This is a genomic window from Streptacidiphilus carbonis (assembly GCF_000787775.1).
Lineage (GTDB): Bacteria > Actinomycetota > Actinomycetes > Streptomycetales > Streptomycetaceae > Streptacidiphilus > Streptacidiphilus carbonis.
Map to the genome: position 1 here is coordinate 52,820 of NZ_BBPM01000010.1, position 22,779 is coordinate 75,598.

The 22,779-nt window shown below is 70.4% G+C and carries 17 protein-coding genes and 1 pseudogene; 4 read left to right on the top strand and 14 right to left on the bottom strand.

The window, feature by feature from the left end:
• Window positions 1-19 precede the first annotated feature (19 nt).
• Window positions 20-2,992: an aminotransferase gene (locus tag TR46_RS10175; RefSeq protein WP_042397226.1), complete on the top strand. Its 2,973-nt coding sequence runs from the start codon at window positions 20-22 to the stop codon at window positions 2,990-2,992.
• A 167-nt stretch (window positions 2,993-3,159) separates the two neighbouring features.
• Here the strand turns inward: TR46_RS10175 and TR46_RS10180 are convergent, their stop codons facing one another.
• The 7 genes and pseudogenes from TR46_RS10180 to TR46_RS10210 all read right to left on the bottom strand — a co-directional run bounded on the left by TR46_RS10180 (window position 3,160) and on the right by TR46_RS10210 (window position 8,828).
• Window positions 3,160-3,636 (bottom strand): RICIN domain-containing protein, encoded by a 477-nt coding sequence (locus tag TR46_RS10180; RefSeq protein WP_042397230.1) that lies wholly within the window; start codon window positions 3,634-3,636, stop codon window positions 3,160-3,162.
• A gap of 81 nt (window positions 3,637-3,717) precedes the next feature.
• Window positions 3,718-3,975, bottom strand: coding sequence for an SGNH/GDSL hydrolase family protein (locus TR46_RS10185; RefSeq protein WP_052432688.1), 258 nt, complete (start codon window positions 3,973-3,975; stop codon window positions 3,718-3,720).
• 75 nt (window positions 3,976-4,050) lie between these two features.
• The gene (locus TR46_RS10190; protein WP_042397233.1) at window positions 4,051-4,842 is read right to left on the bottom strand and encodes a hypothetical protein; all 792 of its coding nucleotides are present in this window, start codon (window positions 4,840-4,842) and stop codon (window positions 4,051-4,053) included.
• A complete protein-coding gene (locus TR46_RS10195; protein ID WP_042397237.1) occupies window positions 4,839-5,369 on the bottom strand; it encodes a SigE family RNA polymerase sigma factor in 531 nt (176 codons plus the stop codon). Before TR46_RS10195 ends, TR46_RS10190 begins: the two co-directional genes overlap by 4 nt.
• Window positions 5,370-5,485: 116 nt before the next feature.
• Entirely contained in the window at window positions 5,486-7,153 is a 1,668-nt protein-coding gene (locus tag TR46_RS10200) for an RICIN domain-containing protein (protein ID WP_236655288.1), read from the bottom strand.
• Between the two features lie 362 nt (window positions 7,154-7,515).
• Window positions 7,516-8,166, bottom strand: a pseudogene (locus TR46_RS10205) (non-reducing end alpha-L-arabinofuranosidase family hydrolase); the annotation flags it as partial.
• A 248-nt stretch (window positions 8,167-8,414) separates the two neighbouring features.
• Window positions 8,415-8,828, bottom strand: a complete 414-nt coding sequence (locus TR46_RS10210; protein WP_042397495.1) for a MarR family winged helix-turn-helix transcriptional regulator — start codon at window positions 8,826-8,828, stop codon at window positions 8,415-8,417.
• Between the two features lie 204 nt (window positions 8,829-9,032).
• Between TR46_RS10210 and TR46_RS10215 the strand changes: the two genes are divergently transcribed.
• Window positions 9,033-10,496, top strand: coding sequence for an aldehyde dehydrogenase family protein (locus TR46_RS10215; RefSeq protein WP_042397498.1), 1,464 nt, complete (start codon window positions 9,033-9,035; stop codon window positions 10,494-10,496).
• A 28-nt stretch (window positions 10,497-10,524) separates the two neighbouring features.
• Entirely contained in the window at window positions 10,525-11,628 is a 1,104-nt protein-coding gene (locus TR46_RS10220; protein WP_042397241.1) for an NAD(P)-dependent alcohol dehydrogenase, read from the top strand.
• 296 nt (window positions 11,629-11,924) lie between these two features.
• Here the strand turns inward: TR46_RS10220 and TR46_RS10225 are convergent, their stop codons facing one another.
• From TR46_RS10225 to TR46_RS10255, 7 genes are all read right to left on the bottom strand, one after another.
• Window positions 11,925-12,722 (bottom strand): alpha/beta fold hydrolase, encoded by a 798-nt coding sequence (locus TR46_RS10225; RefSeq protein ID WP_042397244.1) that lies wholly within the window; start codon window positions 12,720-12,722, stop codon window positions 11,925-11,927.
• Between the two features lie 190 nt (window positions 12,723-12,912).
• Complete coding sequence (locus TR46_RS10230) at window positions 12,913-14,541, bottom strand: glycoside hydrolase family 43 protein (RefSeq protein WP_042397246.1); 1,629 nt, start codon at window positions 14,539-14,541, stop codon at window positions 12,913-12,915.
• Between the two features lie 48 nt (window positions 14,542-14,589).
• On the bottom strand, window positions 14,590-14,784 hold the full coding sequence (locus tag TR46_RS10235) for a hypothetical protein (RefSeq protein WP_042397250.1): 195 nt from the start codon (window positions 14,782-14,784) through the stop codon (window positions 14,590-14,592).
• A 28-nt stretch (window positions 14,785-14,812) separates the two neighbouring features.
• Complete coding sequence (locus TR46_RS10240; RefSeq protein WP_042397253.1) at window positions 14,813-17,782, bottom strand: twin-arginine translocation signal domain-containing protein; 2,970 nt, start codon at window positions 17,780-17,782, stop codon at window positions 14,813-14,815.
• Between the two features lie 99 nt (window positions 17,783-17,881).
• On the bottom strand, window positions 17,882-19,441 hold the full coding sequence (locus TR46_RS10245) for an ABC transporter substrate-binding protein (protein WP_042397256.1): 1,560 nt from the start codon (window positions 19,439-19,441) through the stop codon (window positions 17,882-17,884).
• 59 nt (window positions 19,442-19,500) lie between these two features.
• The gene (locus TR46_RS10250) at window positions 19,501-20,436 is read right to left on the bottom strand and encodes a carbohydrate ABC transporter permease (RefSeq protein WP_052432689.1); all 936 of its coding nucleotides are present in this window, start codon (window positions 20,434-20,436) and stop codon (window positions 19,501-19,503) included.
• Entirely contained in the window at window positions 20,433-21,413 is a 981-nt protein-coding gene (locus tag TR46_RS10255; protein ID WP_201776386.1) for an ABC transporter permease, read from the bottom strand. The genes TR46_RS10250 and TR46_RS10255 overlap by 4 nt, the downstream gene beginning before the upstream one ends.
• 183 nt (window positions 21,414-21,596) lie before the next feature.
• Here TR46_RS10255 and TR46_RS10260 point away from each other — a divergent pair, with 183 nt between their 5' ends.
• A complete protein-coding gene (locus tag TR46_RS10260; RefSeq protein ID WP_042397259.1) occupies window positions 21,597-22,712 on the top strand; it encodes a LacI family DNA-binding transcriptional regulator in 1,116 nt (371 codons plus the stop codon).
• Window positions 22,713-22,779 lie beyond the last annotated feature (67 nt).

A 22,779-nucleotide genomic window follows, 5' to 3' on the forward strand; every position in this document is an offset into this window, starting at 1 on the left:
CACCAGCAAGGACCACGGCATGATGCGCACGCCGTCCGGCAACGTCGACTTCTTCACCCAGGAGTCCCTCCCCGCACCGCGAGTGACGCCCGATCAGGCCCGACAGATCGCCGAAGGGCTCCTCGGGTCGGCCGTGCGCGTCGAACCGCTCGGCAGCCAGCAGGACGCCAACTTCCTGCTCCGGCAGGACGATGGAACCCCGGTCGCTGTCCTCAAAATCGCGAATCCGGCGTTCAATCCGACCGAGATCGACGCACAGGACAAGGCCGCGGACCTCATCGCCGTCACCCAGCCCATGCTGCGCACGGCGACAGTCCTTCGTGACCGTGACGGCGCCGGCCGCACAGCCACCGTCCAGACCGAGGACGGTGAGGTCACCGCCCGCCTGCTGCGCTACCTGCCCGGCGGCACGCTCTCCGGGTCGCGGTATCTCGCAGGACCGGCGGTGGCGGCGATGGGTGAGATCGCCGGCCGCGTCAGCGCGACGCTCCGCGATTTCCGTCATCCCGGCCTGGACCGCGTCCTGCAGTGGGACCTCCGCCACGCCGACCGCGTCGTCGACCTGCTGCTCCGGCACGTGCCGGAGCCGGCCCGGCGCGACGCGGTCCTGACGGCCACCACCGAGGCCTGGGCGCACCTGGTGCGGGTGAACGACCGGCTGCCCCGCCAGGCCGTGCACCTGGACCTCACCGACGACAACCTGGTCCGCGCGAGTCGGCACGCGCCCCGGCCGGACGGGATCATCGACTTCGGCGACCTCACCGAGAGCTGGGCGGTCTGCGAACTCGCGGTCTGCCTCTCCTCGATGCTGCACCACCGCGGCATCGAGCCGCATCATGTCCTGCCCGCGGTCCGTGCCTTCCACGCGATCCGCCCGCTGGCCGCCGAGGAGGTCGCGGCGCTGTGGCCGCTCGTGGTGCTCCGGGCGGCCACCCTGGTGGTCAGCGGCCGACACCAGGCCGCCGTGGACGGGGACAACGCCTACGTGCACACCGCGCTCGATCGCGAATGGCGGATCTTCGAAGCGGCCACCGCCGTCCCCGCTGCGGTGATGACCCGCCTCGTCGCCGACGCCCTGGGGCTCGCGCCGACGGCGGCCCCGGCCACCGAACCGGTACGTCCCCTGGTCACGGGTCTGGCGGCCGCCGACATCGCGGTGCTCGACCTGGCTCCCGAAGCCGACGGTCTGGACCACGGGAGCTGGCTGGAACCGGACGCCGAGGACCGGCTCGCGGCGGCGCTGCTCACCGACGGCGCCGCCGCCGTGGCCACCCGCTACGCCCAGGCGCGGCTCACCGCCGCCACAGTGCTGTCGAATACCTCGCCGGCCACCGTGGCCACCGGCGTGGACCTCCGGCTCGGCCGGCCGGCCACCCTGCAGGCGCCCTGCGACGGCGAGTTGGTCACGGCCGGGCCCGGACACACGACCCTCGGCTACGGTGCCCAGCTGCTGCGCCTCTCCTGGACCGGTGACCACGCACCCGTCCAGCCCGCAGGCACAATTCTGCGAGCAGGGGACCGACTGGTCACGCTGCCCGCGGGATCCCGTCTCCACCTCTTGCTGCGGCAGCCGGACGCCCCGGCCGTGCCGGCGCTGGTCCGGCCCGAGTACGCCGCCGGCTGGCTGCCGTTCACCGCGGACCCCAGCGCGCTGCTCGGCCTGGACATCGCCGACGCTCATGCGCGGCCGGACCTGCTGGCACGGCGCGCCGTGGCCTTCGCCGCCGTACAAGGGCACTACTACGACAACCCGCCGCGGATCGAACGCGGTTGGCGCCATCACCTGGTCTCCACCGAGGGCCGGCCGTACCTCGACATCGTCAACAACGTCACCCCGCTCGGCCACGCGCACCCCCGCGTCGAACGGGCGGTGTCAAGGCAGTTGCGCAGACTCAACACCAACTCCCGTTTCCACTACGCCTCGGTCGTGGAGTTCACCGAACGCCTCGCCGCCCTGCTGCCCGACCCGCTGGACACCGCCTTCCTCGTCAACTCCGGCTCCGAGGCGGTCGATCTGGCGATCCGGCTGGCCATCGGCGCAACCGGCCGACATGACGTCGTCGCCCTGCGTGAGGCCTACCACGGCTGGACGTACGCCTCCGACGCCGTCTCCACCTCCATCGCCGACAACCCGGCCGCCCTGACCAGCCGGCCCGCCTGGGTGCACACCGTGGACTCGCCCAACTCCTACCGGGGCCGCCACCGCGGCGATCAATCCGACCGCTACGCGCCCGAGGCCGTCCGAGCCATCGAGGATCTGGTCTCCTCGGGCCATCCGCCCGGTGCCTTCATCGCCGAGCCGTACTACGGCAACGCGGGCGGGGTCGCGCTGCCCGACGGCTACCTCGCCCAGGTGTACTCGGCGGTGCGCCGGCACGGCGGCCTGGCCATCGCGGACGAGATCCAGGTCGGCTACGGCCGTCTGGGCACCTGGTTCTGGGGATTCGAACAGCAGCAGGTGGTCCCCGACATCGTGTGCGTGGCCAAGGCGATGGGCAACGGCCACCCGCTCGGCGCGGTGATCACCTCCCAGGCGATCGCCGACCGCTACCGCGACCAGGGCTACTTCTTCTCCTCCACCGGCGGCAGCCCGGTATCCAGTGTCGCCGGGCTCACCGTCCTGGACGTGCTGCGCGAGGAGGACCTACAGGGAAACGCCGTCCGCACCGGCGCCCGGCTCAGGGCCGGGCTCCAAGCGCTCGCGGACCGGCATCACCTCGTCGGCGCCGTTCACGGGTCCGGGCTCTACCTCGGACTCGAACTGGTCCGCGACCGCGAGACCCTGGAGCCCGCCACCGAGGAGACCGCGGAGCTCTGCGAACGCATGCTCGACCTCGGCGTCGTCGTCCAGCCCACCGGTGACCACCTCAACATTCTCAAGATCAAGCCGCCCCTCTGCATCGACGAAGCCGCCGCCGACTTCTTCACAGCCTCCCTCGACCGCGCGCTCGCCGACCTGGCGGACCTCCACGGCAACGAGGACCACCGCTGACCTTCATCGAGACGCAGGGGTGGCCCGCGGTGGGACGCGGTGAACACGGCCGCACCGGCAGACCTGGCCGCCAGTCGCCGGCAGTAGCCGCCGCGGTGGGCGCAGCCTGCCTGCGCGGGGAGCGGGCCCCTGCCACCAGCAGGGGCCCGCGGAGTGGATCGGCCTGCTCAGCCGAGGCCTTGTAGACGCCAGATCTGGTTCTTCTTGGTGGTCAGTGCGCTTGCGGGGTCACAGGTCCACTGGTGGATCTTGGCTCCGGCCGTCTTCGACACATCGCTGACGTCGACGCACTTTCCGCCGTGGGTGGCGACGAGCTGGTAGTCCTTGCTGTTGCCGAGCGCGGTGACCGGGTTCAGGGTGAACTGATGATTGGTCTGGCCGTTGCAGGTGTACTGGATGACGGCGGCGCCGTCGGCGGTGGAGGCGCCGGAGACGTCCAGGCACTTGCCGCTGAGTTCGTTGACGACGGTGTAGGTGTCGGTGGTCGGTCGAGTGCGACCAGGTGCATGGGGACGGTTCCCGCTCCGCGCGCGGTCCGGTGGCCGCGCCGGTGCCCGCGCAGCGGCCCCGGCCCCGGCGGTACGGCGCCTCGGCGGGCCGGGCGCGGTGACCGGGGGGCAGCAGCACCGCAGGCGCGGGCTCACGCTGCTCCCGCCGTCCAACACCACAGCGTCCCGCGGGCCGGCCCGCGGCGCCGACCGACTGACCCGCACCTCGCGTTCGGGTCAGATCCCCAAGGCGGCACGGAAGGCGTCGGCGATCATCGCGTGGCCGGCCGGGTTCGGGTGGGTCCGGTCGTCGGCCCAGTCCTGTGCGGTGCTGGTGGCCAGGGCTCGGTCGAAGACCGCCTGGGTGGCCACGTGCATGGCGTCGAACTCCTCGGCGAGCACCGCCACTGCGGCACCGTAGCGGTCACCCACAGCGCGCCGGGGCTCGGTCCGGTCGGCTTCGATGAGGTACGGGTCGGCCTGCGACCAAGGCAATGTCCCTCACCAGATCTCAGCCGCGAGGTCGGCGGAGATCTGGCCGGTGCGGCTCGCTCAGGGAGGCCCCCGTCGTCAGCGGCCGGTGAACCCGCCCCAGACCGAGCCGGTGCCGCCCACCCCCCCGGCGTCCACCCGGTAGCTGTCGGCTGCGGCGCTGCGCGCACCCGTGATGTGGTTGAACTGGGCGGCGAACTCGTGCTGGCCGACCGGGACGGTCAGGCCCGGCTTGAGCACCCAGCGGAAGACCAGCGAACTTCCGGTCCGCTGGACGGTGACGGTGAAGTCGTCGCTGGGCAGCGTCCGCCACGTGCCGGTCTCCCGCACGTCGGCGGTCAGCGCGATGTGCACTTCCACCGTGAGCGAGGTGAGCGGCGAGGTCGTACTGAGGGTGACGTCGTTCTCCTCCCAGTACACCGAACTGTGGGCGCTCACCGAGCCGGCCGACCGGAGCGGCCCGTTCTGCGGCTGACTCGCGGCAGCGGATGCCGGAGCCGAAGGCAAGCTGCTCGGGGACGCCGACGGGAAGGCACTCCCGCTGCTGGGAGCGGCCGATCTCGGAGTCGGGGCCGCCGAACGTGTCGAGGGGGTCGGCGACGGCACGGCGGTGGCGCGGCCGACGATCCCCGGGGACCGGGACAGGGACGGTTGGACGATGGCGGCGACGGCGAAGCCGCCGGACGCCAGGCCGAGGGCCGCGGCCAGGCCGACGAGGACGGCTCGCGGCCCCGACCTGGCACGCGAGCGCGAGCGATGCCGGACGACGGGGGCGACGGCGCCGCTGCGGACGCGGGCGGCCATCCGGTCGTGGTCCGGCTGATAGGCCTGGGCGCTCTCCCGCAGTTGACGCTCGATCTCCCGACTCACCGGTTCCTCCTCCCAGCCGCGAAGGCCCCGGCCGCTCGTGCGCCCAGTATTCCCTCCAACTCAGCCAGCCCCTTGGAGGTCTGGCTTTTCACCGTGCCGACGGATATCCCCAGCGCCGCCGCGGTCTCCTTCTCCGACAGGTCGAGGGCATGGCGCAGTACCACGCAGGCCCGTTTGCGGAACGGCAGCCGGACCAGCGCCGCGCGGACGTCCAGCACCGCCGCCAGGTCCGGCAGGTCCGCCTGCTCCGGGTTGCGGGACCAGAACAGTGCGACCCGGCGTCGCTCCCGCACCGCGCTGCGGATCCGTTCGCGTGCCATGTTGGCCACCACGCCGCGCGCGTAGGCCAGGGGTTGGTCGGCTGAGCGCATGCGGTCCCAGCGCTGCCACAGGGACACCAGGGCGTCCGAGGCAAGGTCGTCCGCGGCCTCCGATTCGCCGGTCAGCAGATGGGCGAACCGGGCGAGTTCGGTGTAGTGGCGTTCGAAGAACGCGTGGAACTCCGCGGACGTGTCATCGAGGAGCATGTCCCCCGGCCGTCCTCTCCCAGCAGTGTGAGCGTTAACATCAGGGCGGAGCGTAGCAAGTCCCGGCAGTGGATCCGGACGGCGGCCCTCCGAACCGGTCCACTGCCGGGCCTCGGCTACCTGAGCGCCGTACCGCCGGCCGTGTGGTAGGCGATGGTCTTGCCGATCAGGTTTCCGCCGTCGGTCTCCACGGACGTCTGCTCGCCCTGCCCCGCACCGAACAGCAGCGCGTCGACGTGTGCGGCCGCCACCTGGTCCATGTGCGCGAAGAACCAGTCGACCTTGTCGTCCTTGTAGTGGTTCAGGGTGTTGTTCTGTGCCATGTTGCCGAGCGGGATCTGCCACAGCGCCACCGGCTTGCCGATGGACTCGGCCATGGTCCGGTAGAACGCCAGGGCGGCGGCGGCCTTCTGGTCGGTCCAGAAGTGGTCGGAGCCGCCGTGGGCCGGCTGTGCGTACCAGCCGGCGTCGCGGTCGGACACATCGGTGACCAGGACGTCGGCGTTCTCTGCGCCGAGGCTCCGGTAGGTCTTGATGCAGCCCGGGGTGTCGCTCTGCCAGTTCCAGCAGGTGAGGTGCAGGCCCACGGTGGCGTTGGGCGCATAGGTGCGGGCCATCGAGATCAGGCAGCGGGAGAGTCCGGCAGCGCTGTTCTCCTGTGATCCGCAGTCCTTCGGGTCGGCGCTGGTGACCTTCGCGGGGACCTGGTGCGGATCGCCGAGGGACTGCACGTAGCCCCAGAAGTCGGGTTCGAGGTCGATCATGTCGTGGGACTTGCCGATCTTCTGGAGGAAGAAGCGGTAGTCGTCGAGGTACTGGGTGAGCAGGTCCGCCCTGTTGATGGCCTTGACCTCGCCCGGACCGTCTCCCTCGCCCGCCATGTCCCCGAGGTCGCGCAGCGAGTACCAGCTCCAGAGCATCCTCTGCGGGCGCGGGCTGCCCTGATAGGTCGCCTGCGCCGTGACGCTGTCCCGCCATGTGACGTAGGTGCCCGGCGCTGTGGTGTTGCCGTTCCAGCAGCCCCACCAACCGGACCAGGCGTCCGTGCAGCGCGCTGCCGAGTAGGCGGCCGAGGAGGGTGCGGGCTTGCTGTGCACATAGGCGTATCGCATGTCGAACGGCGCGGCGGCTGCCGAGGCGTCGGACATGGAGCCGCCGATGAGTACCTTGCTGCTGCCCATGAAGCTGACGGTCGAACTGCCGCCCGAGGCCGCGGGCGAGGTTGCGGCCGACGGAGTCGTCCGGCTCGCGGTGGCACCGCCGCCGGCGGCTGCACCGCCGGCGCCGGGGGACGTTGCGGCCGACGGGGTCGTTGTGCCCGGGGCCGGGTTGGTGGGGGCGCTGCCGACGCTGCCGACCGGGACGAGCTGCCACTGCTGGTCGGCGCCGCCCGAGTCGCGGCTCTGTACGACACTGCTGCCGTCGCCCTTGGCGGCGCCGCGGACGCCGACGGCCATGGCGCTGAAGCGATTGACCAGGCGCACCGTGCCGGCCTTCGACTTCACCGGCTTGAACTGCTGGTTGGCGCCGTTCAGATCGCTCCACTGCACCATGCTGGAGCCGTCGGTCCTGGACCAGCCGTAGTCGTCCAGCACCTTGCCGGAGTGCCGGTTCTGCAGCCGGAAGTACCCGTCACCGGCATCGACGAACCGCCACTGCTGGTTGTCCGCGCCGATGCGCCCCCACTGCACCACCGCCGCGCCGTTGTTGGTGGCCTGGGCGCGGTCGTCCAGCACCTTGCCGCTGTTGCTGTTGACCAGGACGTACCAGGTCTTTGAATCCACCGTCCCCGCTGAGGCCGACCCGATCGCGACAACGGAGCCGGCCGTCACGGCCAGGGCCACGGAGGCCCAGAAGCCCTTGCGTGTGAACAGCCGACGGCGACGGCTGCGGGCATGGCCGCCGGCACGATGACCCCCGCTTGCTCCGGTTGGGCGAGACGACATTCCTGTGCTCACTTTCAACTGTGGTGTCCGACCGGACCACCCGGCCCGACACCACCCAGTTGCCGCCGTGGGCCGAAAGGTTGCCGAGGGCGCAGAAATCTCCGGCGAAGTTCTGGCCCGGTTTCGGCTCCAGGCAAGGCTGCGGATCAGCACCGAAGATGGGATGGCTTCTCCCACGTCCCGGCGGCCGCGTTTTCGGGTCAGTGCTGCAGGGTCAGCACGCCCGGGCGCCAGGGCAGCCGGTCGTAGGTGCCGCCTGCGGTGCGGGCCTTGCCCTGGTAGAGGAACTGCAGGTTGCAGGGGTTGATGGTCATGGTCTGGTCGGGGTTGTTGCGGACCAGGTCGCCGTGGCTGATGTCGTTGGTCCAGGTGGCTCCGCTGTTGGCCTTGCCGGCGAAGGGGTTGCTCTCGGTGGCGGCCTGCGGGGTCCACGAACCGCTCAGGCTGGAGGCGGTGAACGAGCGGAAGTAGCGCTGCTCGCTCGCGCCCCGAGCCTCAACGATCATGAGGTACTGGTTCTGGCCCTGGACTTTGTAGACCTGCGGGGCCTCGAACAGGTTCTTCTCCGTGTCGCTCATGACCTTCGTGTACGAGGAGCCGAAGTTGCCCGGGAAGTTCCCGATCGGCATGCTCGCCCGGTAGATGCTGCCGTTGTCGCCGGCGAAGAACAGGTACATGTTCTGGCCGTCGGCGATCAGTGTCTGGTCGATCGGTGCGGCGCCCGCGATGCTGCCGGTGAACAGCGCCTGTGGCGCGGACCAGCCCTTGGGGTTGGTCGGGTCGCTCGACGTGCGGTAGATGAACGGCCAGGCGCCCCACTGGTACGCCAGCACCCAGGTGTTCTTGGGCGCGACCCCGGTTGCCCGTCAGTTGCCGTCGCGCACAAGAAGGTTGCCGTGATCGGAAAAGAATTCCTACCGAGCCGGAGACGTCGACCGTGCGGCAACCCTTCCGATCCCGGCGGCAAATCACGGCTGCAAGGGCGAGGGCGAGCCGCAGTCGCCAGCACCACCTCCGCGGCGCGCTCGCTGATGAATCCCTACGGGGAGCCGCTCGCCGCCGCCCCGCCGCCGCTGCCTGCCGCCGGCCGCCGCGGAGGTCAGTGTGACGGGCGGTCGGAGAGAGCGGCGCGGCAGCGGTTCAGGTAGTCCTCCAGGTCGAGGCGCTGGCGCGAGGTGAGGTCCGCGAGCATCCGCTCCTCCAGGGCGGTCATCGCCGCGTCCTGCTCCGCGAGCAGCTCGTGACCGGCGCAGGTGAGGCTGATCAGCAGGGCGCGTCGGTTCTCCGGGTCGCGGCGGCGGACGATCAGGCCGCGCCGCTCCAGCGCGGTGACCATGTCGGCCATGGACTGCGCGGTGACGAAGGAGTTCCGGGCGAGCTGAGCGGAGCTGAGCCCGTCGTGGCGGCGCAGCACGGTGAGCGCGGTGTACTGCAGGGCGGTGATCCCCACCGGTTTGACCAGCTCGTCCATGTGCGCCCGGGCGGCCAACTCGACCTGCTTGATGGCGTACATCAGCGAGGGGCGCGGCCCCTCCGCGACGTTCGCGGGCTCGCCGGCACTGTCCCTGCTCGCTGCACGCGCCACGTTTTTCCTCCATGTTCGACATTCAGGCTTCCTGATTATCTCCAAGGTCTTGCCTTCCATGTCGCGAGGGCGCAATCATCAGGAAACCTGTTGGTCACATCGGCGCGGCCGGCATCAGTGAAGGCGGGTTACATGACCCCTGTGAGCAGGCCGCACCTTGAGCCGGGCAGGCTCTTCATCGACGGCCGTTGGCGCGAGGCCGACGCCAAGGTACGCCGGGACGTGATCGATCCGTCCACCGGGAAGGTCGTCACCACTGTGGCCGAGGCCGACGCCACGGACCTGGACGCCGCGGTCGCCGCAGCCCGGAAGGCGTTCGACGAGGGGCCCTGGGGGCGGACCTCGGGGCGCGAGCGCTCGCGCGTGCTCAACCGGGTCGCGGAGCTGATCCGGCAACGCGAGGACGAACTCGTCGCGGTCGAGAGCCTCGACGTCGGCAAGCCGGTGAGCCTGTGTCGCGCCGTCGACGTGACCACCGCCGCCGAGGTGTACGAGTACTTCGCCGCGCTCGCGCAGGGCGCCGACGGCGCGGCACGACAGATCCCGCTCCCCGTGCACGCCTACTCCCGCCGCGAACCGCTGGGCGTGGTCGGCGCGATCACCCCCTTCAACTTCCCGCTGATCCTGAGCACCTCCAAGCTCGCGCCGGCCCTGGCCGCCGGCAACACCGTGGTGCACAAGCCCGCGGAGGAAACCCCGCTCAGCGCACTGCTGATGGCGGAGATCCTGGCCGAGGCCGGGGTGCCGGACGGCGTGGTCAACGTGGTGACCGGCAGCGGTCCGGTCGTCGGCGAGGCCCTGCTGCGCCACCCCGGCGTCGACAAGATCGCCTTCACCGGCTCCACGGCGATCGGACGGCACGCGGCGAGCACGGCGGGGGAAGCGCTCAAGCCCGTCACCATGGAACTCGGCGGCAACGCGGCGCAGATCGTCTTCGAGGACGCGGACCTGGACAAGGCGATCGGCTCGGCGATCAAGGGCTTCGTCTTCAACACCGGCCAGTTCTGCATGGGCGGACCACGGCTGCTGGTCCACCGCTCGCTGTACGGCACGATCCTGGAGATCCTGGCCGGCGCCGTCGCCGGGGTGCCGCTCGGCGACCCGTTCGACCCCGCCACCGTCATCGGCCCGATGGCGGGTGAGCGGCACCTTGCCAAGGTCGAGGAGTACGTACGGATCGCCAAGGAGGACGGCGGCCGGATCGTCGCCGGAGGTGCGCGTCTCGACCTCGACGGCGGCTACTACTACCGGCCGACCGTCATCGCCGACCTGGGCAACGACTCCCGCGCCGTGCAGGAGGAGATCTTCGGCCCGGTGCTGACCGTGCAAGCCTTCGACACCGAGGACGAAGCGGTGGCCCTGGCCAACAGCACGCCCTACGGACTCGCCTCGGGCCTGCAGACCAGGGACCTGGCCCGGGCCCACCGGGTCGCGGCGCGCCTGCAGGCGGGCATCGTCTGGGTCAACGACTGGGCGATGCTCGACCCGGCGATCCCCTTCGGCGGCGTGAAGCAGTCCGGCTTCGGCCGCGAGTACGGCCCCGAGGCACTGGAGTCGTACACCAGGGTCAAGTCCGTCGTCATCTCCCTCGCCTGAAAACCCTTGGCTGAAAGGCACGTTCGTCATGACCACCACCACTGCCGCGGTAGTCGAGTCCGCCGGCGCCGGTTTCTCCCTGACCGAGGTCGACCTGGCCGCCCCCCGCCCGGACGAGGTGCTCGTCCGTATGGTCACGGCCGGGTTGTGCCACACCGACCTCGGGGTCGCGGGCGGCGGACTGCCCTTCCCGCTCCCCGGCGTCCTCGGCCACGAGGGCGCGGGCGTGGTGGAGGCGGTCGGCTCCGCGGTGACCCGGGTCCGTCCCGGCGACCAGGTGCTGCTGTCCTTCACCTCGTGCGGGGGCTGCGCCAACTGCCGGGACGGGCACCCCGCCTACTGCGCGACCTGGCTCCCGCTGAACCTCCTCGGCGGCGCCCGCGCCGACGGATCGCCCACCATCGGCCGAGGCGGCGAGGCGATCGGCGGGCACTTCTTCGGCCAGTCCTGCTTCGCCCGTCACGCGCTCGTCGACGAGCGCAGCCTGGTCAAGGTTCCCGACAGCGCGCCGCTGGACCTGCTCGCACCGCTCGGCTGCGGCGTGCTGACCGGGGTGGGGGCGGTCTGGAACGTCCTGCGCCCGCGCCCCGGCGCCAGCCTCCTGGTGACCGGAGCCGGTGCCGTCGGCCTGTCCGCCGTGATGGCGTCCCGGCTCACAGCGGCCACCCAGGTCATCGTGGTGGACCGGGTGGCGACCCGGCTGGAGCTGGCGCGCGAGCTCGGTGCCACCCACACCGTCGACACCACCACGACCGACCTGGCCGAGGCCGTCGCCGAGATCACCGGCGGCCGGGGCGCCGACGGCCTGGTGGAGTCCACCGGGAACACAGCGGTCGCCGGCGCGGCCATCGCCACCCTCGCCGCCCGTGGCACCGCCGCGCTGGTCGGCGCACCACCGTTCGGCTCGACCGTCCCACTGGACGTCAACTTCATGCTGCCGGGCCGCAGGGTCGTCGGCGTGACCCTCGGCGACGGCGAGACCGAGTCGCTGATCCCGGTCCTGGCCGAACTGGTGGCCTCGGGGCGGCTACCGATCGAACGCCTGGTCAGGCACTACAAGTTCGAGGAGATCCAGCGCGCGGTCGGCGACATGCTCTCCGGGGCGGTCGTCAAGCCGGTCCTCCGGTTCTGACCTCTGAGGACGCCCAGGACGCCGAGGCGCCCGCGCGCCGCTCGGCGCTGCTGCACCACCTGGCAACAGCCCTCGGCTCCCGCGTCACGCCCTCGGCAGAACAGCTCGTGATCACGCCGGCTCGAAGGGGCGGCATGCGCGGGGTTCCTTACGACAGCGCCCGTCGAAAGCGGACCCGCACCGCTGCTCCTGGTCGGGCGCAGGGTGTCCAGCAGCGGGGTACGGGCCGGCCGCGGCCAGTGGGCGGCCCACGGCGCACCGGCTGTGAGTTCAGCTGCCGAAGGCGGGACGCCTCCTCAGCCGCATGCCGCCCGCCCCACCCAGTCCGTGATCAGTCGGGAGAGCTGCTCGGGACGCTCCTCGTGCAGGTAATGGCCGCATCCCTCGAACAGTTCGACGCGGGAGCGCGGGTCCTTCACCGTGCGGCGGGCCCAGGAGGCGCGTTCGCGGCTGGTCATGACGGTCAGTACGGGGCAGGTCAGCGCCTTGAGCGCGGCCTCGGCGGCGGGCCGGGAGCCGATGGCGTCCGGTGCCAGGTACAGGGCCTCCCGGGCCGCGGCGAGCACCTGCGGATCCATGGCGGCCAGCACCTCCGCATGGCGTCGCCGCAGCGCCTGCGGGGTGGCGGCAACGTGCGAGCCGTCGGCGAAGCGCACCGCCCAGGCGCTGCCCTCGGCCAGCAACTGCCGCTGCTCGCGCGGAATCCGCAGCAACTCGGCCTCGTCCGCGCCGTAGGCGGGGTCGAGCACGACCAGGCCCGCCACCGCCGCCGGGTGGCCTGCCGCAAGGGCGACGACCGCCTGCGCACCCATGGAGTGGCCGACGGCGACCACCGGCGGCAGGTCGAGTCGCTCAAGCAGGCCCGCGAGGTCGCCGGCGAAGTCGGCCGGGGCGTAGCCGGTGGGCGGGGCGGAGGAGCGACCGTGGCCGCGCAGGTCGACGGCGAGGACCCGGCGCTCCGGGAGCCGCGCGATGAGCGGCAGCCACTCCGCGCTGTCGCCGCCCCAGCCATGCACCAGAACCAGCGGCACACCGGGTCCTGATCCGGTGTCGGTGTAGTGGATTCGCACCTCGGGGGTCTCCAGAACGCTCATGAGGCCGGAGCCAGTCGTAGCAGCGGTGCGCTGTGCGGACGCGGCAACCGTACCGTCAGCTCTCCGGCGGGCCGTCCCAGGACGCTTCCGCCTCGCCCGCCGCGTCGAACGGCGGTTCAACGGCCAGGGTCTGTCCCCGCAGTTCGGGTCAGTGCGCTGTTGCCCCAGCGCTGTTCCGTGGGCTTCGCGGTCACGGTCCGTTCTCCGGGTAGTCGATGGTGAGGTGGTCGACGTCGGCGCTGAAGCCGTCACCGTCATAGTCGTCGACCCGCAGCGCGGCGAACGCGCCGGTGAACCGCAGCAGGCCCTGGTAGTCGTCGGAGAGCGGGCGGCTCGACAGCGTCGGGCCCGTCCAACCGTCCTGGTGCGGTTGGGGCCCGGCCGAGAAGGTGATCGAGGGGCCGTCCAGGGCGAAGCGCAGGTGCAGTTCGGGCCAGTCGTCCACCGGCACCGGTTCGCCGAGCAGGGACGTGCCCGCGGGGGCGCTCTGCTCCAGGTGCAGCACCCGTCGCCCGGCATCGTCCAGGGTGAGGTAGAGGCTGTAGTGGCTGTGGCGGTCGTACCAGGCGACCAGGCCGGCCCGGTGGCCCGTGGTGCGCGGCCGTGCGTCGATCCGGGTGGCCACCCGTGCCGTCGGCTCCTCGATCCGGGTGGCGATCAGGCTCTGCTCGAAGACGGACGCGCTGGACTGCCCGCCGTGCAGTCGCAGCCGTCCGGGCCGGGTTTCGAGGTCGAGCCAGCCGGGCTGCACCCGCCGGCGCAGGGCCGACCAGCGGGTGCGATCGAGGCGGGGCGTGGTGAAGTCGTCGTGGAAGCCGGGGGCCACGGCGGCGCCGTCCGGGGTCCCGGACGGCGCTACGGTCGATCGGACCCGGGTCCTGGCCTGTGTCCCCGTGACCGGGCGGCCTTCGTCGTCGGCCAGCCGCAGCCAGCCGTCCTGGGTCCAGGCCACCCGCTGCAGGCAGGTCTCCCGTCCGGTGACCGCGAACGGGCCCTGACTGTCGCGGCTCATCCGGGAGGCGAGGTGGGCCAGGTACCAGTCGCCATCCGGGGTACGCACCAGTTCGCCGTGGCCGGCCTTCTGCAGCTCCCAGTCGGGGTTGTCCCGCGAGGTCAGCAGCGAATATTGCGGATCGGGCTCGAACGCGCCGTCCAGGGTTCGGCAGCGGCGCATGCTGATGCCGTGGTTGAAGCCGGTTCCGCCCTGAGCCAGCATCAGATAGTAGTAGCCGTCGTGCCAGTAGAGGTTGGGGCCCTCGATCAGCCCGGTGTCGCGAGCGATGATGCGGCTCTCACCCACGAGCCCGCCGACCTTGGCGTCGTACTCCTGCAGGCTGATGCCGGCGAACCGTTCGCGACCGGGGCGCGGGTCCCACTGCACGCCGACCAGCCAGTGCCGTCCGTCGTGGTCGTGGAACAGTGATGCGTCGAAGCCGCGCGAGTTCAGCCGGACCGGGTCGGACCAGGGGCCGGTGATGTCGGGGGCCGTGACGAGGTAGTTGTCCAGGTCCTTGGCGTCGCCGTCCATGGTCCTGATGATGCTCAGGACCAGCCAGAACAGACCGTCGTGGTGGGAGAGGGAGGGTGCCCAGACCCCACCTGAGTCCGGTACGCCCCGCAGGTCGACCGCGCCACCGCTGTCCGCGGCGTGTCCGAGCGTGGTCCAGTGCACCAGGTCGCGTGAGTGGTGCAGCCGGACCAGCGGCGACCATTCGAAGGTGCTGGTCGCGAGGTAGTAGTCGGCGCCGACACGCAGGAAGGACGGATCCGGGTTGAAGCCACGCAGGACCGGGTTGACCAGATGAGTCGGATGGGACATGGGGTCAGACCCTCCTATGGGGGCTGTCGGTGCCGAGGGTCTCGCGCACTACGGCTCTGGTCTGCTCCAGTGCGGCCTGGGGTGGTCGCCGTTCCCGGCGCAGAACACGACCGTGGTGAGATCGGTCTGGGAGGTCCACTCGGCGTAGTGGTCGAAGAACTCCCGCACCCGGGGCAGCGGGTCGGCGAAGTCCGGGAAGATCTTGGGGGTGAGCCAGAGGCAGACCTGCTGCCTCCGCCCCACACGCGCTCCCGGCCCGCCCGGGATCGGCTCAGCCACGCTCGTCCCGGTGGAGCACCAGCGTGCTGAGCGGTGCGAGGGCGATGTGCCTGTCGTCGCTGACGTGCTTGCCGGTGGTCAGGTCGGTGGCCGATCCGAACGCCTTGCGGTGCGGCAGGGTGAAGGTCTTGTCGGTCGTGGTGTTCATGGCGATGTAGTAGTCGCCGTACTGGCAGAGGTAGAGCGGGGCCTTGCCGACCAGCATGCTCTCCACGCCGGTGAAGTGGACGCCGAGGGTGGGGTCGGGGACGTCGGCGGGGATCGGCGCCAGCGGGTAGACGTCGCCGGCCAGTGACTGGTGCAGGGTGTCGCCGGGCGGCGGGAAGCCGCCCGGGGGGATGCCCGCCGCGCCGGGGTCGTTGATGGCGTAGTCCCACAGGATCCAGTCCAGTGCGGTGAAGGTCGCGCTCGTGGCACCGGAGCTGTTCTGACGGATCGTCGCGGAGCGCTGGTCGACCGGGGTGACGTGGTGAACCCGGGCGTAGTTGTTGACGCCCTGCCGGGCCCGCCAGTAGAGCGAGGCGTAGAGCAGTTCCTCACCGTTCTTGACGGCGACCACGCCGTCCTCCTCGTCGGCGAAGACGAAGGCAGGGGCGTTCCAGTCGGTGGGCAGCCGGTAGGGGCGCGAGGGGAGCGCCTGGTAGGCGTCCCAGTCCCGGGCCACCAGCCGGAAGGCGTTCAGGCCGACCCTGGTCCAGGAGTTGGAGGTCATCAGGTCCAGCTGCCGGTAGAACTGCCCGTCTGCGAACATCTCCTGGGTCCAGCCGATGATCTCCGGGTCCTTGAGGACGACGGCTGCCTGGATGGGGTGCGAGTCCCAGGCGGTGCGCTGGGCGTAGCCGACCTCGCCGGGGTAGACCTCGTTGCGCCAGCCGACGACGGTCTCCAGTCGGGCGACACGGCCGCCTGCCTCGTCGATGTCCAGGATGCGGAACTTGCTGCGGGCCTTGACCATCTTGACGATCTGCGCCTTCAACGCGGGGTCGTCCTGGGGCTGGTAGCCGCGGGTGATCGACTCGTACATCATGATCAGCCAGTCGGTGACCTCGCCGTAGTTGCCGACGTAGCCCAGCTCGCGGGTCAGGCCCTTGGCGGTGACCTGGTTGTAGGAGCGGCCGAGTGGAACGGTGGGGGTGCCGTCGGCTGCATCGGGGCCGAGGTAGGGGGTCAGCCCGACGGACTGGTACATGAAGCTGCGGGCCTTGTCCTCGGTCCACGCGAGGGCGGGGTCCAGCAGTCCCAGCGCCCGGTTGACCTGATAGAGGCCGATCGCGCAGATCTGGGTCTGGTTGGAGTAGTGCGGGAAGTGCTCGCGCCAGTAGTCGCGGCTGGCCTGCAGCATGGCCGTGTAGGCGGCGCGGCGGACCGGTGCGGCGTGGCTGCTGGCCGACGGGGCCAGCAGGGTGACGTCGTCGATCCAAGCGGTGCCGCCGTCGTGGACACCGATGAAGAGCCAGGCCGAGACTGCGGTCGCCGGGGTGGCCAGGGTGGTGGACAGGTAGGTCCAGTCGTAGGTTCCGGCGGGCGCGTAGACCTTGTTGTCGGTTCCGACGATGGCGCCGGCGGCGTTGTAGAAGAGCACGTCGAGGTAGATGCCGGTGCCGGTGAGATTCTGCCCCCTGACCCAGACGCCGTACTCGTAACTGCCCTGATCCAGGCTGACCTTGGTGTTGTTGTTGACTGCTATCGCGTTCGCGCCGGTCGCGTTGTGTTCCAGCTTCATCGAGTAGGTGCCCGAGTGGGCGTAGGTCGAGTCGCGGCTCGCGGTGCCGTTGGCGGTCCACCCGGCCACCGACCAACCGGTGGCCGTGGTTCCGCTGCCGTTCTCGAAGCCGCCGTTCGTGATCGAGTACGGCGACCCGGTGACCTGCTGGTCCAGGCGGGTGCCGAGGTGCTCCCAGAGCAGCGCCAGGACCAGGCCGACCCGGCCGAAACCCTGCCACTGCTGGTCGGAACCGGTGAGTACGGCGGGACTCCTCTGCCAGGCGTTGTAGCGGCCGTCGATGGCCTGCAGGGTGCGGTCCAGCGCGGTGTCCGACTGGTAGCCGGAGCCGTCGGACCAGAAGTAGGACTCGGCCAGTTGCTGCATCGCCCAGCCGTCCAGGTTGGCCGGGTCGGCCGTGGTCAACAGGGCGGTGGTGTCCTTCAGCACCCGGGCCCTGACCGCGGTGAGCACCTCCGGGCCCTCGACCGTGCGCACGGCCGGGACCGGGGCGGCCCCCTGGACGTCGCCGGCCGGCGCGGTGAAGTACGGGTCGGTGTGTGTGTAGAGCCGGTAGACGGAGCGGGAGGGTGTGGTCATCCTGTAGTACAGCTGTGCCTGGTTCTGGCCGTAGGACCAGATCCGGCCCATCGAGCGGATCTCCAGGGCGACCGAGGTCCTGCCTGTGGTGAGCTTCTCCGGGAGCGGCAGGGTGTGGAAGAAGAAGCGTCCCGGCGTGCGCGGCGCGGTGTCCAGGATGTCGAGGTTGTCGACCTCGCCCTGGTCCTGGTAGCCGACCTGGAGACCCTCGCAGAAGAGTTGGAGACGCCACATGTTGGTCCCGCTGGCGTCCTCCGCGGAGCTGGAGTCGTACTCGTCGCCCCAGAGTTTGACGGTGACGTAGGTCGTGCCGGTGGGACTGCAGGCAAGGGTGAAGGAGAGCGTTCCGCCGTAGTAGCTGGCGGGGCTGGTCGGGTTGAGCACCCGGGCCGACTGACCCAGGCCCCCGGCAGTGACGGTGTCGGACAGGGTGGCGGTCAGGGCGTGGGCGGTCTCGGAAGCGGCGTCGCCCAGGACCAGGGTGTCCAGAAGGCCGGCGCCGGCGGACCGCTTGGACGCCGGCTGGGTCGGGGCGGTCGTGGTGCCGAAGATGGTGGCCGCCTGGGCGGAAGGGATTCCGCCGAGCCAGCCGACGCCTGCGGCGGCCCCGGCGGCTCCGGCGTACTTCAGGAGATCGCGACGCGCGGGGGTTTCGGGCATGGCTGTGCCTTCCTGTGCGCGGGTGGAGCGGGGAAGGTGGTGGCGAGCGGTTGCGGGCGCCGCCGGCTCGCACCGGGCGACGAGGAGGTGGGCGCGTCCTCAGCTCTTCCGGGCCTTGAGGTGGGCGTCGGCCTGCTTGGCCATCTCGGCCTGGAGCTTGGCCAGGCCTGCGCTGTCAGCGGCCGCCTTGAGCTTGCTCAGCTGGCTGGTGACGTCGGTGACGCCGTAGTACAGCGGGTTCGCGTACTGCGTCATGACGTTGGTCATCTGCGCGATCTCCTGCTTGACCGGCGTGATGTCCGGGATGAACGTCGCGAAGGGGTCCAGGGTGAAGTTGCCGTAGTCCTGGGCCCAGTCGAAGATCTTCTCCTCCGACGCGGTCATGTAGATGGAGCGCCGTTCCAGCTTGGAGCGCCACAGCAGGCCGAAGCCGGGGAAGGCGTACTGGCTGAGGATCTTGTACTTGTTGCCGGCGGCAGGCTCCCAGTCCGTCCCCTGGATGCCGTACTCCAGCAGGTCGTGGTTCTCCTGGATGGACAGCCAGTCCTGCAGGTGCATGGTGCGGTCGAGGTCGCCGCCGTTGGCGTTGACCACGACCAGGTTGTCGGCCTGGAAGGTCTGCAAGGGCTTGGCGCCGGCCGGCAGCGGCATCACGTTGGCCAACTGGGCGTTCTTCACGGTCTTCTGCAGGGTGGGCAGCCCGTTGCTGGAGGTGCCGTCGCTCATGGCCCAGATGGAGCCGTAGCCGCCGGCGTTCCAACGGCTTGCGGCGGTGGCCTGGTCGGTGCTGATGGCGTTGGCGTCGATGACGCCGTCCTGGTTGTACTTGCGGATTCGGTTGAAGGCGTCCAGGCAGCCGGGGTCCTCCCAGAAGGGCTTGGGATTGGAGGAGCCGGTGGTGGCCGCGTTGCGGTCGAACAGGAAGTACAGGTTGGAGCCGGTGAACTGGTGGGCCGAGGTGAGCGGGTCGTTCCAGGACTGGGCGTTGAACAGCCCGACCGGTCCGGGGACCACATACAGGAAGGTCGAGTTGGAGGACGCGGCGAAGGGGGTGATCCCGGCTTTCTGCTTGACCGCGTAGAAGTAGCGCTCCAAGGTGTCGTAGTCCTGGATGGCGGAGAATCCGTACTTCTCGGCAAGGTCCTGGCGGATGGTGAAGTGCTGGATCCGGCCGGCACTGTTGACCTGCGGGATGCCCCACAGTTTGCCGCCGCTCCAGGTGTTTGCGGCGATCAGCTGGGACGAGAGCTGGGCCTTGAGGTTGGGGTACTTGCCGATCTCGCCGGACAGGTCGACCAGTGACTGGGACTGCACCAGCTGCGACATGTTCAGCCACAGTGCCTCGAGCGCGGTGTCGAAGTGCGCGCCGGCGGTGAACTTCAGCAGGGCCTGCTGACCGTAGTTGGTCCAGGCGGTGAACTGTGCGTCCAGGGTGAAGCCGAGGTCCTTCTTGAGCTTGGCGTTGACCTGGGCGATCACCGTGCTCCAGCCGACGGGCGCCGTGCTCGGCAGCAGGACGGTGGAGGTGCCGCTGAGCCCGCCCCCGGAACTGCCGCCGGAGGAGCAGGCGGTCAGGGCCAGAGCGGCGCCGAGGCCGCCGGTGGCGGCGAGAAACCCTCTGCGGGACAGCTGCGGGGACAGGCGCGGAGTGCTTGGCATGGCTGTACTCCTGGAAGTGTGCGGAGTGGGTGCTCTGGGGTGCGAGCGAGCCGGCGGGGTCAGCCCTTGGTGGCGCCGAGGGTCAGGCCTTTGACGAAGTAGCGCTGGGCGAACGGGTAGGCGAACATGATGGGTGCGACGGTCAGCACCGTCATCGCCAGTCGCAGCTGGTAGATGGGGGCGGCGGCCTGGGCGGCGGTACTGCCCGGCAGGGTGGCCGCGTTGGCCACGTTGGCGATCAGGTTCTGCAGCATCAGCTGGAGCGGGAACTTGTTCTGGTCGGAGAGGAACAGCAGGGCGTTGAACCACTCGTTCCAGTAGGTGACCCCGTAGAACAGGGCGATCACGGCCAGGACGGGCTTGGAGAGCGGCAGCACGATCTGGAAGAAGATCCGCATTTCTCCGGCGCCGTCCACCCGCGCCGAGTCGATGATCTCCTCGGGCAACTGGCGGAAGAAGCTCACCGCGATGAAGACCAGGAAGGGCGCCATCATCCCCGGCAGGATCACCGCGAACCAGCTGTTCTGGAGTCCCAGCACCTGGGTGACCAGCAGGTACAGCGGGACCAGGCCGCCGGTGAACAGCATCGGGATGTAGGTGATCACCGTCAGCGGCCGACTGATCCCCGGCATGCGGCGGGCGATCGCCCAGGCCAGCGACGCAGTGCAGGACAGTGAGAGCACGGTGCCGACGCTGGTGATGAACAGCGTGGCGAGGTAGCCGTCGAGCAGTGCGCTGCCGGAGAACAGCATCCGGTAGGCCGCCAGCGAGAACGGGTGCGGCCACAGCGAGTAGCCGGTCAGGGCCAGCTGGGACTCGGCGGTGAAGGAGCCTGCGATGATCATCCACATCGGCACCAGGCAGAACAGGCCGAACACCGAGACCACGAGGTAGCTGACTACGGTGAAGGCCTCGGGGCGATTGTGCCTGGGTGCGCGCCGACTCACATGGTCGACCCGGGCTCCGACGATCGGTTCGGTCAGCTGCGCCGTCACAGGATGCTGCCTTCCTTGCTGAGCCTGCGCTGGACGAACACGGCCGCGGTGACGAAGACGAAACCGACCACCGACTGGAACAGGCCGATCGCCGCAGTGGTCCCGAAGTCGCCGACCGTGCGCAGCGAACGGAAGACATAGGTGTCGATCACGTCGGTGGTCGGGAACAGCGTTCCGTTGTCGCCGACGATCGCGTAGATGGTCGCGAAGTCACCGAAGAAGATCCGACCCACGCTGAGCACGATCAGGATCGCGGCGGTCGGCGCCAGCAGCGGGGTGGTGATGGACCGGGCCATCCGCGCCCGGCTCGCACCGTCGATCATGCCCGCCTCGTACACCTCCTCGGGAATCGAGGTGATCGCGGCCAGGAAGATGATCGACATATAGCCGCCGAGCTGCCACATCTTGACCACGGTGAGGATCCACGGCCAAGGGCCGGGGGTTGTGTACCAGCTGACCCGGGGCAGGTCGAAGACACCCAGCATGCCGTTGAGCGCACCGCTGCGCCCACCCACCCCGGCCAGCACGACCTGCAGGATGATGCTGATCACGATCGGTGAGACGAAGTACGGGAAGAACACCGACGACTGCGCGAACCGCTTGAAGCGCTGGGCTCTGATCTCATTCAGCATCAGCGCGAGCACCAGCCCGGTTCCCAGCGAGGCGGCCATGAACAGCACGTTGAGGAACAGCGTGTTGCGTACGATCGTCCAGGCGTCGCCGCTCTCCAGGAAGTACGTGAAGTTCTGGAGGCCGTTCCAGGGGCTGCCGAAAATGCCCTGACGGATGTTGAAGTCCTTGAAGGCAACCACGAGGCCGGCCATCGGCCCGTACGCGAAGACCGCGAACCACACGAGACCGGGGGCGGCGAGCAGCAGCAGGGTCCAGCCGCTCCGGTCGGGACCGCGACGCCGGCGAGCCTCGCCCGGTCTGCCGGTTCGGGCGCCCCGGCCGCTGCCGACGGGTCGGGTGCGCACGCGTCGGGTGGAACCCTGGGGCGTCGCGTCGCCCACCGCCCTTCCTGGAACTAGTTTCATGACCGGGACGTTAAAGCCGTGAGATCCGGGGCGTCAAGGGTCGTGCAGCGAGTTCCCGGGCGAATCGTGCGCAGCCCGTTCCGGCGATCCGAGACCACGGTCGCGGCTTGTACCATCGGCGCTGTGAGCGACCGAGCAGACCCCAACGCCACCATTCCCGCCGCCGGTCCCGCCGCCGGCGGCCGGCGCGGCTCGCGCGGCCCCAAGAAGGTCGGCGCGGTCAACCTCCGTGACGTCGCAGCTCACGCCGGGGTCGCCCCGGCCACGGTCTCCCGCGTGCTCGGTGGATCCCGGCACGTCAATCCGGACACCCGGACCCGGGTGCTCGCCGCCGCCGCCGAGCTCGGCTATGTCGTCAACGGCCTGGCCAGAGCCATGACCGGGCGGGGGACGCGCAGCATCGCCTTCCTGACCGCGGAAATGGCCGGTTTCACCTTCGGCGCCACCGCCGCCGGGGCGGAGAGCGTGGCCGCCGAGAACGGCCACCTGCTGCTGCTGTGCACCACCCACGGACGCGCCGAGCGTGAGCGGCAGATCATCGCGACCCTGTGCGAACAGCGTGCCGCAGCCGTACTGCTGGTCGGCTCCTCCGGCACCGACCGCCTCTACACCGAACGCATCGCGGGATACGTCCGCGACCTGGCGACCGTCGGCTCGAAACTGCTGTTCTGCGGCCGGCCCGGGCTTCCGGGACTGCCCGAGGTGCGCAGCGTCGACTACGACCATGTCGGTGGGATCAAGGCCGCGGTGTCCCACCTGGCCGCGCTCGGACACCGGTCGGTCGGCTATGTGGGCGCGCCCCGCGGCGGCACGATGCCCGACCTGCGCCTGGACGGGTACCTGATGGGGGTGCGGGAGAACGGTCTCGAAGCCCGACCCGGGCTGGTGGCGCATGCGCAGAACACCATCGAGGAGGGCGAGCGCGCCACGCCGCTGCTGCTCGACGCGGACCGGCCGCCCAGCGCGCTGGTCTGCATGACCGACAATGTCGCGGTCGGCGCCTACCGCGCGGCGCGGGCACGGGGGCTGCGCATCCCCGAGGACCTGTCGATCGTCGGCTTCGACGACGCCCCGGTAGTCGGCGACCTCACGCCGGGCCTGACCACGGTGCGTCCGCCGTTCCGGCAGATCGGGGTGGACGCCGCCGAGATCGCACTCGGGCTGCGCGACGGCGACACCGACGTCCTGCTGGGAACCTCCCTGACCGTCCGCGGCTCCACCGGGCCGGTTCGGGCCTGAGTCGGCCCCCGTTCCGCCCTCCTTTCCGGCTTGCCGATCAGTTCATCACTGCGACCCTCTTGCCTTC